This window comes from Bacteroidales bacterium (assembly GCA_014860575.1).
Taxonomy (GTDB): domain Bacteria; phylum Bacteroidota; class Bacteroidia; order Bacteroidales; family JAAYJT01; genus JAAYJT01.
Genome location: JACZJK010000021.1, coordinates 88,155 through 105,202, shown reverse-complemented (window position 1 = coordinate 105,202; position 17,048 = coordinate 88,155). Strand labels below are relative to the sequence as shown.

At 43.9% G+C, this 17,048-nt stretch carries 13 protein-coding genes and 1 tRNA gene; 5 read left to right on the top strand and 9 right to left on the bottom strand.

The window, feature by feature from the left end; translation table 11 throughout:
* Positions 1-243 precede the first annotated feature (243 nt).
* Positions 244-2,229 carry a 30S ribosomal protein S1 gene (gene rpsA, locus IH597_06145; protein ID MBE0662031.1) on the top strand — a complete coding sequence of 662 codons (1,986 nt, stop codon included), beginning with the start codon at positions 244-246 and terminating at the stop codon, positions 2,227-2,229.
* A gap of 116 nt (positions 2,230-2,345) precedes the next feature.
* Positions 2,346-3,263 (top strand): ribonuclease Z, encoded by a 918-nt coding sequence (locus IH597_06140; GenBank protein MBE0662030.1) that lies wholly within the window; start codon positions 2,346-2,348, stop codon positions 3,261-3,263.
* A gap of 115 nt (positions 3,264-3,378) precedes the next feature.
* Here the strand turns inward: IH597_06140 and IH597_06135 are convergent, their stop codons facing one another.
* The 8 genes from IH597_06135 to IH597_06100 all read right to left on the bottom strand — a co-directional run bounded on the left by IH597_06135 (position 3,379) and on the right by IH597_06100 (position 13,113).
* Positions 3,379-6,324, bottom strand: coding sequence for an FAD-binding protein (locus IH597_06135; GenBank protein ID MBE0662029.1), 2,946 nt, complete (start codon positions 6,322-6,324; stop codon positions 3,379-3,381).
* Positions 6,325-6,610: 286 nt separating this feature from the next.
* Positions 6,611-7,420 (bottom strand): DUF1338 domain-containing protein, encoded by an 810-nt coding sequence (locus IH597_06130; GenBank protein MBE0662028.1) that lies wholly within the window; start codon positions 7,418-7,420, stop codon positions 6,611-6,613.
* A gap of 79 nt (positions 7,421-7,499) precedes the next feature.
* On the bottom strand, positions 7,500-8,480 hold the full coding sequence (locus tag IH597_06125; GenBank protein ID MBE0662027.1) for a lipoate--protein ligase: 981 nt from the start codon (positions 8,478-8,480) through the stop codon (positions 7,500-7,502).
* A 59-nt stretch (positions 8,481-8,539) separates the two neighbouring features.
* On the bottom strand, positions 8,540-10,015 hold the full coding sequence (gene nrfA / locus IH597_06120; GenBank protein ID MBE0662026.1) for an ammonia-forming cytochrome c nitrite reductase: 1,476 nt from the start codon (positions 10,013-10,015) through the stop codon (positions 8,540-8,542).
* Between the two features lie 163 nt (positions 10,016-10,178).
* The gene (nrfH, locus tag IH597_06115; protein MBE0662025.1) at positions 10,179-10,760 is read right to left on the bottom strand and encodes a cytochrome c nitrite reductase small subunit; all 582 of its coding nucleotides are present in this window, start codon (positions 10,758-10,760) and stop codon (positions 10,179-10,181) included.
* Between the two features lie 266 nt (positions 10,761-11,026).
* Positions 11,027-12,082 carry a DUF4097 family beta strand repeat protein gene (locus IH597_06110; protein MBE0662024.1) on the bottom strand — a complete coding sequence of 352 codons (1,056 nt, stop codon included), beginning with the start codon at positions 12,080-12,082 and terminating at the stop codon, positions 11,027-11,029.
* A gap of 26 nt (positions 12,083-12,108) precedes the next feature.
* A complete protein-coding gene (locus IH597_06105) occupies positions 12,109-12,630 on the bottom strand; it encodes a hypothetical protein (protein MBE0662023.1) in 522 nt (173 codons plus the stop codon).
* Positions 12,631-12,645: 15 nt separating this feature from the next.
* Entirely contained in the window at positions 12,646-13,113 is a 468-nt protein-coding gene (locus tag IH597_06100) for a sigma-70 family RNA polymerase sigma factor (protein ID MBE0662022.1), read from the bottom strand.
* 390 nt (positions 13,114-13,503) lie between these two features.
* On the opposite strand from IH597_06100, the gene IH597_06095 reads away from it, so the two are divergent.
* The 3 genes from IH597_06095 (at position 13,504) to IH597_06085 (ending at position 15,705) form a co-directional block, all read left to right on the top strand.
* Entirely contained in the window at positions 13,504-14,442 is a 939-nt protein-coding gene (locus IH597_06095) for a DMT family transporter (protein ID MBE0662021.1), read from the top strand.
* Positions 14,439-15,572 carry a saccharopine dehydrogenase NADP-binding domain-containing protein gene (locus IH597_06090; GenBank protein MBE0662020.1) on the top strand — a complete coding sequence of 378 codons (1,134 nt, stop codon included), beginning with the start codon at positions 14,439-14,441 and terminating at the stop codon, positions 15,570-15,572. Before IH597_06095 ends, IH597_06090 begins: the two co-directional genes overlap by 4 nt.
* Before the next feature lie 59 nt (positions 15,573-15,631).
* Positions 15,632-15,705 (top strand) — tRNA-Met (locus tag IH597_06085).
* Positions 15,706-15,803: 98 nt separating this feature from the next.
* On the opposite strand, the gene IH597_06080 is transcribed toward IH597_06085, so the two are convergent.
* A complete protein-coding gene (locus IH597_06080; protein ID MBE0662019.1) occupies positions 15,804-17,036 on the bottom strand; it encodes an MFS transporter in 1,233 nt (410 codons plus the stop codon).
* Between the last annotated feature and the right edge of the window lie 12 nt (positions 17,037-17,048).

Sequence of the window (17,048 nt, the reverse complement as noted above, 5' to 3'; positions counted from 1 at the left end):
GAAGAACAAAAAGTCAATGATGAATTGGAAAACGAATCATCAGAAGACACAAAGGTAACAGACGAAAACACTGTTGAACCACAGGATCACACAACAGAAGAACAACCCGCCATTGTTGCCGAAACCCCGGAAACATCCAACGAAGATGCAGAAACTGAAACTGAAAGCAACGCTTTAGAAACGGAAGAAGATGTAACTGCTGACCAAACTAATGACGAAGAAGTTTCTGATGAAGAGTCGGAAATGGAATCAGAAGAAACCTTAGAACCCGAAGCCGAAAAGCAAAAAGACGAAGAAGTAATTGCCGAAGCTGAGAAACAAGCCGAACAGGAAACTGAACAGGAAGGAAAACACGAAGTTGAAACTGAAGCCGAACCTGTTGCCGCAAAAAGTTCTGAACCCCCTGCATTCGACTGGGATATCACAAGTAAAAAGCACGAATCCTATTCAAAGACTGAACGCAACCGTTTAGAAGGCATCTATGATAAAACCCTCAGTTCAATTGTTGAACATGAAGTAATTGATGGGACTGTTGTAACTATAAGCAACCGCGAAGTTGTTGTAAATATTGGTTATAAGAGTGATGGCGTTATTCCGGTGAACGAAGTACGATATAATCCAGAACTTAAAATTGGCGACCAACTCGAAGTATATGTTGAAAGCCAGGAAGACACAACCGGCCAATTGATCCTCTCACATAAAAAAGCACGCATTCTCCGTTCATGGGAACGCGTTAATGCGGCTTACGAAAAAGACGAAATCATCAAAGGTTATGTAAAATGCCGCACCAAAGGTGGTTTGATTGTTGATGTTTTTGGCATCGAAGCTTTCCTTCCCGGTTCGCAAATTGATGTGAAGCCAATCCGCGATTACGATGTGTACGTTGACAAGGTGATGGAATTCAAGGTTGTGAAAATCAACCATGAATACAAGAATGTGGTGGTTTCGCACAAGGCCCTTATCGAAGATGAGCTCGAACAACAAAGAGTTGAAATTATTGCAAAACTCGAAAAAGGACAGGTTCTCGAAGGAATGGTCAAGAACATTACATCTTATGGTGTATTTGTTGACCTTGGTGGTGTTGATGGCCTTATTCATATCACTGACCTTTCATGGGGTCGCATCAATCATCCAAACGAAATCGTAGAGCTTGATCAAAAAATCAAAGTTGCGATCCTCGATTTCGATGAAAATAAAAAACGTATTGCACTTGGGCTCAAACAGCTTACACCACACCCATGGGATTCTTTGGATGCCGATCTCAAAGTTGGCGACACTGTGAAAGGCCGCGTTGTTGTGCTTGCTGATTACGGCGCTTTTGTTGAAATCACAGTTGGCGTTGAAGGTTTGATCCACGTTTCAGAAATGTCGTGGTCGCAGCATTTGCGTACAGCACAGGATTTCCTCAAAGTTGGTGACGAAGTAGAAGCCGTTATTCTCACCCTCGACCGCGATGATCGCAAAATGTCTTTGGGTATCAAACAACTTATTCCTGATCCATGGGAAAATATCCAGGCAAAATATCCGCTCAATTCAAAACACAAGGCAGTGGTTCGGAACTTTACCAACTTCGGCATTTTTGTTGAACTCGAAGAAGGCGTTGACGGTCTGATCCATATCAGTGATCTTTCGTGGTCGAAAAAGATCAAGCACCCGGCTGAGTTCACCAAAGTAGGTGAAGAGATGCAGGTGATTGTGCTTGATGTTGACGCTGAAAACCGCAGGCTCAGCCTCGGACACAAACAACTTGAAGAAAATCCCTGGGATGTTTTCGAAACCGTTTTCTCACCCGGTTCGGTTCACAAAGGAACTATCCTTAATACGGCTGACAAAGGCATGATAGTAACCTTGCCTTACGGTGTTGAAGGTTTCGCACCGATGCGTCATCTTGTTAAAGAAGATAATACGACCCCAAAAATTGACGAAACACTTGATTTCAAGGTCATAGAGTTTTCAAAAGAAAACAAGAAGATCATCATATCGCACAGTCGTGTTTATCAGGATGCAGTTGCTGCTGAACGTTCGAAAGAAAAGTCGCAGGCTGTTGGTGAAGAAGAATCCACACGCCGCACTGTTCGCCGCATGAATGAGAACATGGAAAAAACCACGCTTGGCGATATTGAAGCGCTGGCCAATCTGAGATCAGATATGGAAGAATCAGAAAAGGCAAGCAAGAAAGCAAAGGCAAAGGAAGCGGCAAAGAAAGATGAAGAAGACAACGTAGAATAAGATCTCTTTTGCGCTATATCGAAAAAACCGCTCCCAATTTGGGGGCGGTTTTTATTTTACAGAAAATGCTAAGAATGTCGGTATATTTGCAAAGCTTGAATTAACTTAGCAACACTATGAACTTCTCGGTAACCATTCTCGGTAGTAATTCAGCTACTCCCATGCCCGGCAGGCATCCAACTGCTCAGCTGATCAATCACCAGCACCGTTTGTTTCTGGCTGATTGCGGCGAAGGCACCCAGATGCAACTACGGAAATATAATATACGCTTCGGTAAGATCAATCATATCCTGATCAGTCATTTGCATGGCGATCATTTCTATGGACTTATTGGCCTTGTAATGACCTACCACCTTTTTGGCCGTGATCAACCCTTACACATTTACGGGCCAGAAGGGATTGAAGCTATCATCAACATTCAACTGCAGGCTTCAGAAACAAAATTGGTTTACCCTGTTCATTTTCATGTTGTGAACACTGAGAAAGCAGAACTGGTCTACGAAGACGAGCTCCTTGAAATCACAACCATTCCCATGAAGCATCGTATTCCAACCTGCGGTTACCTTTTCAGGGAGAAGCCCCGCGACAGGAAAATGAAACCCGGAATAGTCGGCAAACTCCAGATTCCGGTTGAGCAGATTCCGTTGATTAAAAAGGGAAAGGATTACACTGACGAGTCAGGCAAGTTTTTTTCGAACCAACAACTTACGCTTGATCCGCTGCCACCCCGCAGCTTCGCATTCTGTTCAGATACAATTTTTCAGGAATCGTTGGATGAGATAGTTAAGGATGTTGATCTTCTTTATCATGAAGCCTCATTTCTGCATGACCGGCTTGAGATGGCGCGCGACAAGTTCCATTCCACCGCCATTCAGGCAGCATCGCTCGCCATGAAAGCCAACGTTAAAACACTGGTAATCGGACATTATTCAGCACGCTACGACGACCTTCAACCTTTATTGAAAGAAGCAAGAAGTATTTTTAAAGACACCTATCTTGCTTCAGAAGGAGCGGTTTTTGTCGTATCAGAATGAAGGTTCTTAGAACCTTAGGCTTTCTCCAAACTTGTGGTTAGTCGTTTTTGTCATTCTTCTTCGCCGCGGCGGAGAAGAATCTAATCTACAGACAAGTATAGATCCTTCACTGCGTTCAGGATGACAAAATATCGCCTTTTGAGACTGCGTTTAACAATACCTCAATAGGATGCAAAGCGGTTTTTCCGGTTCCATCCTTGATCTGGTGACGGCAACTGGTGCCGGGTGCAGCAATGATCGTTTCGTTATCAGAGTTACGAACTTCAGGAAACAACACCAACTCCCCTATTTTCATTGAAAGATCATAATGCTCTTTTTCGTAGCCGAAAGAGCCCGCCATACCACAACATCCTGTTTTCATTTCCTCAACCTTGTATTTTGCCGGCAATGAAAGCATGGCTTTGGTGGGTCCGGTTGTAGAAAGCGCTTTCTGATGGCAATGGCCGTGCAGCTTTACATGTCTGGGTTCTGAAGTAAAAATGCTTGAATCTATCTTTCCTGCTTCCACTTCGCGCATAATAAACTCATCAAACATCAGGGCATTTTTTGCCAGCGCTTTGGCGCTTTCTTTCAATTCACCATTGAGCAAATCTCCATATTCGTCCCTGAAAGTCAGAATGGCTGATGGCTCAATACCGATCAAGGGGGTATTTTCACTGACTATATCTTTCAACATAGTCACATTGGCAATAGCCTTTTTCCGGGCGCTTCGCAGCAATCCTTTGCTTAAAAATGTGCGTCCACTTTCAACATGTTTTGGGATCACAACCTCATAGCCCAACAAACTTAAAAGGCGAATGGCTGCTTTTCCGGTTTCAATGTCGTTATAATTCGTGAATTCATCGGCAAACAAAAATACCTTACCAATTGGATTTTGAAGTTTGGGGGTGTTTCGTCTTGCCCATTGTTTTAAAGTGGTTTTGCCAAGCAATGGCATGCTGCGATCCGTTGCAAAACCAAGGAATTTCTTTAATAAACCGGAGGTAAATTTATTCTTCACAAAACCATTATACAAACCCGGTAAGATCATCGCCAGCTTGTTTAGCGAAGTAATATAAGCGATAGCGCGGGTTCGCAGGGGAATCCCATTGGCATCGTACCAATGTTGCAGGAATTCGGCTTTATATTTTGTAATATCAACACTTGACGGACATTCGGCTTTACAAGCTTTACAAGAAAGGCAAAGGTCCATGATGTCGTAAATTTCCTGGTGATCGTAAGGATTTGCTTTGTTTGATCGTGTTAGGAATTCACGAAGAATATTTGCTCTGGCACGGGTGGTCGTATACTCGTCTCGTGTGCCCATATAACTGGGACACATTGTTCCGCCAATCACTTCCGTTTTCCGGCAATCGCCTGAACCATTGCATTGCTCGGCAGCGCGCAGTATGCCCAGCGTATCCGAGAAATCAAAAATAGTTTCCGGTTCCCTGACTTCAGCGCCGGGTTCATAACGCAGTGAAGTGTTCATGGGCGGATTGTCGACAATCTTCTTTGGATTGAAAATATTGTGTGGATCCCACATTTCCTTGACGGATTGTACTAATTTGTAATTATGTTCACCAATCATCAAAGGAATAAACTCACCACGAAGCCGTCCATCGCCATGTTCGCCACTGAGCGAGCCTTTGAATTTCTTAACAAGTAATGCTGTTTCATAGGCAAGCTTGCGGAAAAGTTCCACATACTCCGGATCTTTCAGGTTCAAAACAGGTCGCAGATGTAGTTCGCCAGTGGCAATATGGGCGTAATACACACAATCAAGGTTAAATCGTTTGAGCAGTTCCTGGAATTCAGCAATGTACTCCGGCAGGAAGGCCGGGTTCACTGCGGTGTCTTCAATCACTGCAACAGGCTTTGCATCGCCTGGAATGTTGGAAAGCAATCCAAGCCCAGCTTTTCGTAAAGTCCAAACCTTTCCGATATCCTTGCCACGGATCACCGGAAAATGATAGCCATAGCCAAGTTCCCGCATGGCCTGTTCCATTTTTGTGATCCTATCCATCAAATCTTCCTGTGTGGCACAGGCAAACTCAATAATCAGGATAGCAGCAGGATTGCCCTGAATAAAAAAACGGTTCTTGCGCTGTTCGATGTTGTTGGCCGTTTGCTCAATAATAACCTTATCCATGAGTTCCACAGCAACGGGGCCATGCTTAAGCGCAACAAGATTGCCACGGAAAGCTTCTTCCAATGTTAAGCAATGCACGCAAACCAGCGCCTTTTCTTTTGGTGGCAGTGGAACCAGGTTAAGTTTGATTTCAGTAAAAAATGCCAGCGTTCCTTCTGAGCCGGCCAGCAAGCGGCTGAAATTGAAATCCGGGCCATTGGATGTGAATGGTTCGCAGTCCAATAGTAAGTCAATGGCGTAACCCGTGTTGCGGCGTTTGATAATTTTTTCAGGAAATCCTTTGAGGATCTGTTCCTGGTTCACATTAGCACTGAGCATTTCCCGAATTTGGCGATATAAGCTGTTTTCAAGATTTGAGCCTTCGCACTTTTCTTCAAACTCCGATTGGTTCAATGCACCAAATTCCACCTCGGTTCCATCATACAGCAGGGCTTTGACTGAAAGTGTATGATCGCGGGTGCTGCCATAAACCAGCGAATGAGCGCCACAGGAATTGTTTCCAAGCATTCCGCCAATCATGCAACGATTTGAAGTTGAGGTTTCCGGACCGAAAAACAATCCCAGCGGTTCAAGCAATTTATTCATTTCATCCAGGATCACACCTGGTTCAACCCTCACCCATTTTTCTTCCCTGTTAATCTCCAGCACTTTCGTCATGTGTTTGGAAATATCGACAACAATGCCCTCCCCTACCACCTGACCGGCCAAAGATGTTCCGGCAGTACGTGGAATCAATGAGGTATTAAACTTTCGTGCAAAATGAATGAGTGTACGGATATCTTCTTTGTCCTTGGGGCGTGCAACCGCAAGAGGAACCTCACGGTAAACCGAGGCATCGGTTGCATAAAGGAGTCGGGAAGGATAATCAGTAAATAAATCGCCCTTGAGTTTGCTAGCGAGTTCGGTGAGTTTGTTATGCGGAACCTTCATCGGATATTCTGATTCATTGAAGCCTCAAAGTTAGGGATAATGTAGATGCGGGAAATATTCAAAATTCCATATTCGAGATTCAAGATTGGCTCCGTAAGAGCCGGATGTTGGTAGCATTAAAGAGTTCAAGGTTCAAGGCAGGCTCCGTAGAAGCCAGATGTTGATAGAAAAAAATCGGAAAAATCAAAAACGCTCCGTAGGAGCATGATTGTATTGATTTGGCCTGGCAGACGCGCTGCATTGCACGCAGAGACGCAATGCATTACGCCTCTGCGTTTTGCAATAATTATTTTTTATAAAAATCGGTGCTTTCAAAAATCTTATCGGCCGATTTGGCGATGAACCCGGAATACAACCTGCCATCGGTATCGGGATATCGGCGGGCGAATTCATAATAACATGATGGGATCTCATACCTGCCTTCCACAAAATCAACTGGTAAAAATCCGGCTTTGGTGCTGCTTTGTTCGAGTAATTCGGCGGGCGTACCCTTTATCTCACCGCCTGAATCGTTGAGCAGAAAACCGCTATCTTTCAGGAACTGATTGACTTTTTCAATCGTGTTGTATTTCTTCAGGCCGTTGATGCTAACAGTGAAATGGTTCGCACGGAAGCCATACACATACACCCAGGCTGCGTATTCCGATTCTTCACGCAGTTTCTCGTAAACCTCGTAGGAAGGCTGTCCCCAGACATTTTCGGCAAAAACCAACTCATCCGATTTGGATAATTCAGGCGTGACTTTCGACAGAATTTCTTTAACTGTATTTTGCAGGAAAGGTGAAAAATCGCTTGTAATCAGCTCGCTGATAAACACCCGTGGTGCATTGCGGAAGGTCTTGTGTTCGTAATGTTTCGCGTTCAGACGCTTTTGCTCAAATTTATAAGATTGGCGGTATTCGTAACCAGCTTCAATAAACGGACGGGCAAAAACATCAATGTTTACTTTGGGATCGTCAAAAGTGCGAAAGGCAATATGGTCGTTCAGCACTTCTTCGCCTCCGGAAACAAACAGGTCATAAACTTTTTTTGCTTCGGGGTTTTGGGCGGTATAATCGCTCCAAAGCCGGTCGAAAATTTTCTGAGCTTCTTTCATGGGGATTGTTACTAAATTTTTGCTTCAATAACAGCGCCCCATGCTAAATGTTCACTGGTAACGCTAATGACTCGAGGTGTTAAAACAGCGCCGGAATCAATTCTTCGATTGAAATGTTTTTAAAGTACTTTCCGATCTCAAATTTAGCAAGCGCCTGAAGTACTTCATCTTCCCGATGAGGGATGCCTGTGAGCGCCTGTTCAAGTTCCTGTATGCTTGCATGGCTGAAAAAGTCGCCGTAAATGGCAGCTTGTTTTATGATCCCATTCTGTACATCGAAGTTAAACTCCACTTTTCCGCCAGGGGTTCGGATTGATCTTTTAAAATTATATTGCGGGGAGTATCCAAAATTCCAATTCCAGGTTGCATATTTGGTTCGAACCAATTCAAGGATGCCTTTGCGATCCTTATCAGAAAACTCATACAAACGCGCTTCCGGATATATGCCGGTAACGTGCTTCATTACGAGGTAGATAAAATCCTGAATGGGTAGTGGTTCGCGCAAATGCTCACTTATGTTTGTAACCCGGCTGCGAACCGATTTGATGGCTTTATCGTGAAACTTATCAGGATCAACGTTCAAAGCACTGGTGAGATCGGCAATTTTGGCGTCGTACAATAATGTGCCGTGATGAAGTACGCGGTTCTTAAAAACATGCTCGGCATTGCCGGAAAACTTTTTCCCATCAATGGTTAAATCGTTGCGGCCTTCGAACTTCGCTTCAATTCCGAGTGCAGCCAACACATCCAGAATGGGCTGGGTAAATTTTCGGAAATCAACCAGTTGACCGGGTTCACCATTCATGACGAAACTGAAGTTGATGTTTCCCAGATCATGGAAAACAGTTCCCCCGCCACTGATGCGTCTTACCACTTTCACCCGGTTCTTAGTAATGTAATCGTAATTAATTTCGGCCAGGGTGTTCTGGTGTTTGCCAACGATGACTGAAGGCGCGTTTTGCCACAGCATGAAACAATCCTGGGTAAATTCGCGAAGAACGTATTCCTCGGCAGCGATGTTAAAATAAGGATTGGTCTCGGTTCTTAGTATACAAAGCATAAAGGCTATTTTTGGAAAAATGCAAAAATAGCCTTTCACTTTATTTAAACGACATAGTCTTAAAGAATTCCCATTTTACTTTCACGTTCTGCGGCCTGCTTCAGCCATTCAGGAAGTGTATTTTGCAAAAAGTCGTTTTTCTGGTTACGAATTTCTTCCATTGGTAAACCAACAAATTGCTGTGCTTTTTCCTTTGTACTGATATCAGGCAGTTGCACAGGCACTTCAACGCCGCGCTTTACAAGAATTTCCGTCAGAAGGATTCGGGCTTCATTTGATTTCTGAATAGAAGTTCCAAGTACCCTCAGGCATTCTGCAGGTGAGTGAAAACCCATTGCATTGGAAGCCGCTACCCAATCCCAGCGCCATTGCGCATGACGGATTAAAGTGAGCACGGGAGCCATTTCCTGTTCAGTAGCGCCATTATCCCATGCAATTTTTGCCTCTATGTGAACCCTTGCAAGGTTTTTTTCTGTGATCCTGCGTAGTTCAGAAACCTTGGCCTGGCGATCATAAACGTTTTCAAGCAGCTTGGCTTCACTTTCCCGATGGCACACCTGGCAGGAGCCTGAAATATTATTTAGCGGACTTCCTATGTGATGGTCAGTAAATTTCAAACCACCTTCGCGTTTATAGGGCATATGGCAATCGGCACATGAAACGCCACGATCGGCATGCACTCCGGTCATGTATAATTCATAATCCGGATGCTGTGCTTTGAGCATGGGAGCGCGGCTGAGGGCGTGAGTCCAGTCAGTAAAATCATAGGAATCATAGTAGCTTTCCATGTCTTCGGCACTAAAACCATTATCCCAGGGAAATGTTAAGTATTTTCCTTCGCCCTTAAAATAATACTCAACATGGCATTGTGCACAAACAAGGGATCGCATTTCCTGATGGGTTGCCTCTTCAATATTTTTACCCTGGCGTTCAAATGCTTCAGCCAAGGCCGGACGGGTAATACGCAGGTTCATTGTTTTGGGATCGTGACAATCCTGGCAACCAATATGATTAACAATTTCAGAACCCATTTCAGCCCAGGTTGATTTATAAAATTCAGCTACGCCGATCTCGTTCATCATGCGCGGCACATCCGTGCTCTTACAGGTCCAGCAGGTAGCCGGCTGTGGCTGAACGGTTCGTAAGGTTTTCTGAATGTTCGTTACAGCATAATAGTGGCCACGTCCCTGATCGTAATCCCGTGCAAATGCATAGCCCGCCCACATAACAACCAGCTCAGGATATTTTTCGAGGTAATCTATTTTGGCAGAACCGCCATGCTTACTTCTGAAACTGGTATCGGCAGTTTTCACATAGGATTGGTATTGGCGTGGAAAGTTCTGACCCCAGACTTCGTTTCTGGGTTCCCATTCAGGAATTTCACTTGTCATCTGGAAGTACAACTGTGATTCACTGCGGCGCTCCACGATGGAGGAAGCTAAAAGTCCGAGCAGGAAAACAACCACGATGGTTGCCACAAAAATCACCCAGTTGAGCCAGGGTTTTTTCGCTGATAATTCTTTGATGCTTGCCATGGTTGAAGGATTTTATTGTTGGTGTTTACTTGTTGCGGGTTGCGGTTTCTTGTTCAAAGTTTAAAGTTCAAGGTTCAAGGTTTTGCCTACTGCTTTCTGCTGCTGCTTTTCGTTCCGGGTTCCAGGTTCCGGGTTACTGAAACTAACCTTGACGAAGTGCCGTTCATTCTGTTCTTTTCAGGTATTTTTCAAGCCAATCGGGGAAAACTGAAGGCAGTCGTGGGACCAATGCATGAGGCGCTGCTGCGAGGCTTTTTACTGTTCCGTGCGGCACTTCGCGGTGGCAATCCCAGCAAACTTTTCCTTCGCCCTTTCTTGCCGAACGGCCTGTTACTTCAACTAATTGGGTCATTTCAACCAGATCCTGATGACAACGGATGCAGTTTTCCTGAACCACGTTTTTTCCGGCATTCTTGATCTGGATCACATGCGGTTCCAGACGGGCGGTAAAGATTGTCGCATGCCTTGCGCCATCGCTGGCTTTAAAATAATAGGTTCTGAAAATATTGTCGTGCGGAACGTGGCAATCGCTACAAGTGGCCGCCTCACGATGGCTGCTATGCGACCACGAAGCATATTGCGGATACATAACATGGCAATTGATGCAGGTTTCGGGTTTGTTCGACAAATACGAAGGCGCTCGTGAAACATGCACAGCCAAAAATGCAATCCCGAAAAATATTCCAAGTGCAATGATAACCGGGATTCGCCAGGCCGGTGGTGGTGATAATTTCCTCAGTATCATAGGCCGGTGCTATTAATTAAACTTATACCAGTAATCGGGTACTTATATTCTTTTACATTGATTGACAAAATTAATCAAGATTTAATTGCTGTGCAATATAAAATGGCTTCAGGATAAAAATTAATAGACAATCAAATTACAGAACTTTCCCTAATATGTTAGTAAAACGAAATTTAAACCTAACAAAATTATCAATAGTAAAAGCAGACAGCCTGGCATCTTGCAGGATACCAGGCTGACAACAAAATAGAAGGATTTTTTATTTGTTATTTCAGTTTTAGGTTCACATCACCATTGCGGGTTGTGATGGTAACCTTTCGGCTTGATTTGCCTTGCTTGCCAACAGTGCCTTTGTAGGTTTTGCCGGTAAAAGAAACTTCCTCCACAACAACATCAGAACTGCGCGGAAATGAAACTTCCCCAAAACTACTTTCAGCATCAAGCATAAAGCTGATTTCAGGATCGAACCGAAGATCAACATTGCCAAAGCTGTTATTGACAACTACATAGCTGAACTTCGGGCCTATTTCTTTCACGGTAGCCCCACCATAACGCACATCAAGGTCAAGCAAATCGCTTACGGACCCGATGTTGATCGTACTGAACTTCGCTACTGAAGTAAATGATTCAGAATCACCAAAACGATTGGTGTCATATTGTGAATCATGACGGATGCTGCCAACATTTTCTATTTCAAATGTCGAAAATTTTGAATCAATCACAAGGTCAGTGATTTCATTACAAGTCAGCTCAGAATAGCCCATATCCAGGTTGAGGTTTTCGGCCTTGCCCAATCTTCCTTTGCTGAACTTCATGGTGAGCTGATGATTTTCGCCGGCAAGATTATTAACCTGCAAGTTGCCGTATTCAAGAAGAATCTGGCTTGACCTGGTATTCTCATCGAGGTAAATATCACCAAATTTGTTTGATAACTGCAGATTGAGCGTTCGCGGTATATTGATGGTATAATCAATATTTATTGAGGTTTTCCCGTTGGTCGAAGTTTTGTCCTGCATTGATGTGACAGCAGTCACCTTGCTGGCGTTGCCGTTGATGTCAACATTCACATTTGCTACCATTTGTTCTGCCATTTTCTGATTTGGAGCAATGGCAGTGATCTCCACCTCAATGGCAATTTCATTTTTATCCCACACATTGCAATGGATTTTCCCGAAGCGGTTATCTACGGACAGTGTCGCATCCTTATTTACCATAAAGCTTTTATTGATTGTTTTGGATGCTTCCTGTGCGAAGCCAACAAATGCAGATAGTAGTAAGATGGCTGTCAGGATGAGTGAACTGATTGTTTTTGTTGTTTTCATGGCGTTGAAAATTTGTTTTAAATTGATTAACGAGATTCATTTACTTTTTGAATAATATGATCGAGTAAATCGCCCAAAACCCTGTAGTTTGTGATAATGGCATCAATTACGCGGTCATCTTTGGTTTCGATATACTTTTCCTTGAGTTCTTCCGAGCTGCTGTCAACGGCTTCCATTTCCTGCAAAGCAATGCTAACCACTTCTTTGATTTCAGGATCCTCAGCTGATATTGCATCGAGCTGGCTGATTTTTTCACGGTTCAGATTTGCATAATAATTTGTAGCTTCCATAAGTTCAGTCGGCAACTCCTGGCTTTGTGTTGTCTTGATCAGGTTCAGATCATTGATTTGATTGTATAAAACTGAAACCGCAACCAGGATCAACACAGCAGCAGCTGCCCTCCAAATAAAGCTGAAGCGAAGAACAACCGGCTTTTTATTAGCCTGTTTGTCAAGTTTTTGTGCGAACCTTTCGAAATGGCCTTCCATGGGCTCGGCATCATCAAAGAGATGATGGTTTGTACGGATATTGTCTTCTAAGTTTTTCATCTGTCTTCCTCCGTATTAATTATAATTGAACTTGTGCGCCTGCTGCATTTTTAAAATATTGCAGAGTCTTTGACGGGCACGTGAATAACGGGTGCGGGTAGCATTGTATGAGATTTCGAGTATGCCCGAAATTTCTTCGTGGTCATAGCCTTCGAGAAGGAAAAGCGACAAGATGATGCGGTCTTCATGACTCAATTGTTTCATGGCATTTTTAACTTCTTCTACCCTGGCTTCAATGTCGTCATAAGAATCATTTGTACCGAAGTCCGGAATTTCCAGTTCATCATCCGTTAGAAGTCTGAATTCACGTTGCTGCCTTATGGCATCCACAGCATTATTTACTACAATCCGCTTAAGCCACGAACCAAAAGTGCCTGTTCCATGCCAGGTTTCCAGCTTGCTAAAAGCATCCAGAAATGAATTCTGCATGATGTCTTCCGCTTCTCCGGTGTTGTTGACTATGCGCAGGGCAGTGTTGTACATGGCTTTATAATATAATTTATACAGTTCGTATTGCGCTTTTCGTTTTTCTGCTTTCCCGGCCGGATCATCCGATCGTTTCAGGCAGGCTTTGATCAGCTCATGATGGATGTTAATGGTTTGCGTTTCCACTGGCGCTGTAATTTTGTTTTAATGACGAAGCAGTTTTTACAATGTTACAGAATTGGTAGATATTTTTTAGAAAATAGTAAAATATATGCCTTGTTAGGGCTGTTTGAGCATACTCGGTATTCGGTATTCGGTAATTGGTATTCAGTTTTCGGTTTTCTGTCTTCAAACTTGGGTCTTCCGGCTTCCGACTTCGGACTTCAGCCTTCCAACTTCCAAATTTAATTGAATATCTTTGCCGCCTTAGAAATCATTCATTAATTCGTGAATTCGCAACCCTGGTTTGTTTATCTGCTTGCTTTGCTGGCCATGCTGTTCTGGGGCATGTCATTTATTTGGTCAACCATTGTTTTTGAATATTACGATCCCATCACCACGGTTTTCCTACGTCTGATAATCTCAACCACCATTTTGTGGATCATTATTAAACTATGGAAGAAAAACGAGAAAATCAGGAAAGAGCACTATAAGCTATTGCTGCTTTCATCACTGTTAAACCCATTCCTCTATTTTATCGGGGAAAACTTCGGGCTAAAGCTTACGTCGCCAGCCATCAGTTCAGTGATTATTTCCACCATCCCATTGTTTACACCCATCGCAGGCATATATGTTTTAAAGGAAAAATTGGGCAAAGCGACTATTGCCGGTATGATCATCTCATTTTTCGGTGTACTTATCATGCTGATCAAGCCCGACATGAGCATGGCAGCATCGCCGGCGGGTGTTGGTTTTCTGGCCCTCGCCATTGCAGTGGCTGTCGGATATTCTGTTCTACTGAAGAAATTAACTACCTACTACTCAGCCCTGACGATAGTGTTCACACAAAATTTTATCGGCATCTGGTATTTTTTACCGTTGTTCCTGTTAATGGATTTTAAGAAATTTTTGACAGTAGTTCCTGATCAGCGACTTATAAGCTCTCTGCTCTTACTTGCCTTTTTCGCCAGTTCGCTTGCGTTTGTGTTTTATACAATCACAACCAAGCAGCTTGGAATCAGCCGCGCAAATATTTTCACCAATATAATTCCAGTGTTTACAGCCATTTTTTCATTTTTTTTTATCGGTGAAAAGTTTGATGCGCCCAAACTGGCTGGAATATTTATGGTGTTGGCTGGTGTGGCTTTGTCGCAGTATAAGCGGAAAATGAGTATAGTGTCAGCATACCGCTATATTACGTTTACTAAAGAAAAGAAATCTAAATGAAGAAAGTAGTTGTATTGGGCTCAGGCCTTGTCGGAAATCCTATTGCGTTGGATTTGGCTGGTGATTTTGAAGTCACCGCCGTGGATATCAATCCATTTTCGTTAAACAAACTTGAAAAACAGGCAGGAATCAAGACTGTTCTTGCCGACCTTTCGGATCAGCAAACAATCTTCAGTCTTCTTGCTGGCGCTGATTATGCAGTAAATGCAGTTCCAGGCTACCTCGGATTCAAAGCCCTGGAAGCGGCAATCGTAGCCGGAGTTGATACAGTTGATATCGCATTTATGCCCGAAGATGTGATGATCCTCGATCAGCTAGCCAAAGAAAAGCAGGTTTGCATCATCAGCGATATGGGAGTAGCGCCCGGTATGAGCAACTTGCTGGCTGGTTACGCCGGCCATATATTTGATCGCTACGAGAAGTTGGAAATTTACGTGGGTGGCTTGCCAAAGGTTCGAACCTGGCCCTGGGAATACAAAGCAGTTTTCTCACCTGCCGATGTGCTTGAAGAATACACCCGCCCGGCGCGTTTGGTTCGCAATGGAAAGATTGTGATCATGCCGGCACTTTCCGAACCCGAATTAATGGAAATGCCCGTAGTGGGAACCCTCGAAGCCTTTAACAGTGATGGTTTGCGCTCGCTGGTCAATACACTTGATGTTCCTGAAATGGCTGAAAAAACGATGCGATACCGTGGGCATGCAGAATTGATGAGAGTGCTGAGCCACGCAGGATTTCTTAGTACCACGAAGATTGATATTGGCAAAAAGAAAATCAGTCCGCTGGATTTTACCTCAAAACTACTTTTTAAAGAATGGAAACTGAACGAAGGCGAAGAGGATTTGACGGTAATGAAGATCATTGCACGCGGAGAGGTTGACGGAGTGAAAACTGTGATTGAATGGGAACTCTGCGACGAATACAATCGTAAAACCAGGGTTCACAGTATGGCGCGCACAACAGGTTATGCCGCAACAGCTGCATTGAGATTGATTGCTTCGGGGCTGTACAACACTCATGGTGTGCATGTACCGGAGTTCATAGGCCGCCGACCTGATTGTGTTAAGTTTATGCTGGATGAGCAATATAAAAGAGGTGTAATATATACTGAAAAGCGAAGCTGGGAATAAGATTTCAGCATTTAAGGGTGCTGAATAGAATATTTTTTTAATTTTGCGACCCGTTAAGCGGCGAGGTAGCTCAGGCGGTTAGAGCGTCGGATTCATAACCCGAAGGTCATGGGTTCAACTCCCATCCTCGCTACAAGAAAAAGGTTGCTCAATAGCAGCCTTTTTTTGTTAAGTTCTTTTCTGATACAATTCCGAAATTTCGGTTATGGCAGTTAGTTACTAAAGAATTTGCTACACCAATTCCCTTATCCTCGTAATCTTCTGCCTGAGTAAAAGTCCGGTGATCAGACATATTGCTGAAGCAATCAAAACGGTTTGGGCCACACTGCTGTATTCTGCTATGAAACCTGCCAGAAGGTTTCCCAACGGAGTCATGCCCATAAATGTCAGACTATAAAGCGAAATAACCCTTCCGCGTTTGTCCTCATCTGAGATGGCCTGCAAGAGGGCATTGGTGGCGTTGAACATGACAATCATGCCAAAGCCGGTGATATATAGAGCAATCATTGAAAGTAGAATCACCTGCGATTGTGAAAATAATGCCAGCGCCGCAGCAAACATCAAGGATGCAATAAATATATTTATTGGAAGGGCATTCATGCGCTGCCTTGAAGCAAGATAAAGTGCACCTGTCAACGCTCCAGCACCCAACGAACCGGTCAGGGTTCCCAACAAAGCCGCTCCACCGTTTAACACATCGCTGGCAAATGCCGGCATCAAAGCCTGGAAAGGAAGCCCGACAAAACCGCAAACTGCAATCAACAAAAGCAGATGCCGGGCAGGTTTATAATCCCATGAATAGCTCAGTCCGTCTTTTAGCTGCCTGAACAAGCTCCCGGTTTGTTTAGCTGGTTCAAACTTCAGCACCTTAATTATCAGCAGACTGATAATGGCCGCCGAAAAACTAATCCCATTGATCATAAAACACCAACCCTCCCCTACCAGGCTGATTAACAAACCACCAATCAGCGGGCCGATAAAACGCGCGGTATTATATAAGGAACTGTTTAGGGCTATTGCATTTGATAGATCCTCACGCGCAACAACCAGTTCAAGCACAAAGGCATGACGGAAAGGAGTATCAAAAGCATTGATGACGCCCGCAATTACAGCCATAACCATCAGCACCCAAATTTCTGCTATGCCGGTGAGAACCATGATGGCCAGCGCAATGGAAGTAAGCATGGCAAGTGATTGTGTAATCAACAGCGTGATTCTTCTGTTGAAGCGATCGGCATAAACTCCGGCCAATGGCGTGATGAACAAAGAAGGAATTTGTCCGGCAAATGCAATCACACCCAAATATATTGCAGAACCGGTCAGGCGATACACCAGCCATCCCAGTGCTATATTCTGAATCCAGGTTCCCATCAGCGAAATACTCTGACCGGCAAAGAACAGCCTGTAATTCCGATGCCGTAAGGATCGGAAAATGAGCATGAAGGTTGATAAGCCGGGAATCATTGAGCTAGGCTA

Bases quoted from the DNA above. Each gene is read 5' to 3' on its own strand.
- rpsA (MBE0662031.1), top strand. From the start codon at position 244: ATGGAATCAGAAGAAACCTTAGAACCCGAAGCCGAAAAGCAAAAAGAC.
- IH597_06140 (MBE0662030.1), top strand. From the start codon at position 2,346: ATGAACTTCTCGGTAACCATTCTCGGTAGTAATTCAGCTACTCCCATG.
- IH597_06135 (MBE0662029.1), bottom strand. From the start codon at position 6,324: ATGAAGGTTCCGCATAACAAACTCACCGAACTCGCTAGCAAACTCAAG.
- IH597_06130 (MBE0662028.1), bottom strand. From the start codon at position 7,420: ATGAAAGAAGCTCAGAAAATTTTCGACCGGCTTTGGAGCGATTATACC.
- IH597_06125 (MBE0662027.1), bottom strand. From the start codon at position 8,480: ATGCTTTGTATACTAAGAACCGAGACCAATCCTTATTTTAACATCGCT.
- nrfA (MBE0662026.1), bottom strand. From the start codon at position 10,015: ATGGCAAGCATCAAAGAATTATCAGCGAAAAAACCCTGGCTCAACTGG.
- nrfH (MBE0662025.1), bottom strand. From the start codon at position 10,760: ATGATACTGAGGAAATTATCACCACCACCGGCCTGGCGAATCCCGGTT.
- IH597_06110 (MBE0662024.1), bottom strand. From the start codon at position 12,082: ATGAAAACAACAAAAACAATCAGTTCACTCATCCTGACAGCCATCTTA.
- IH597_06105 (MBE0662023.1), bottom strand. From the start codon at position 12,630: ATGAAAAACTTAGAAGACAATATCCGTACAAACCATCATCTCTTTGAT.
- IH597_06100 (MBE0662022.1), bottom strand. From the start codon at position 13,113: ATGTACAACACTGCCCTGCGCATAGTCAACAACACCGGAGAAGCGGAA.
- IH597_06090 (MBE0662020.1), top strand. From the start codon at position 14,439: ATGAAGAAAGTAGTTGTATTGGGCTCAGGCCTTGTCGGAAATCCTATT.
- IH597_06080 (MBE0662019.1), bottom strand. From the start codon at position 17,036: ATGATTCCCGGCTTATCAACCTTCATGCTCATTTTCCGATCCTTACGG.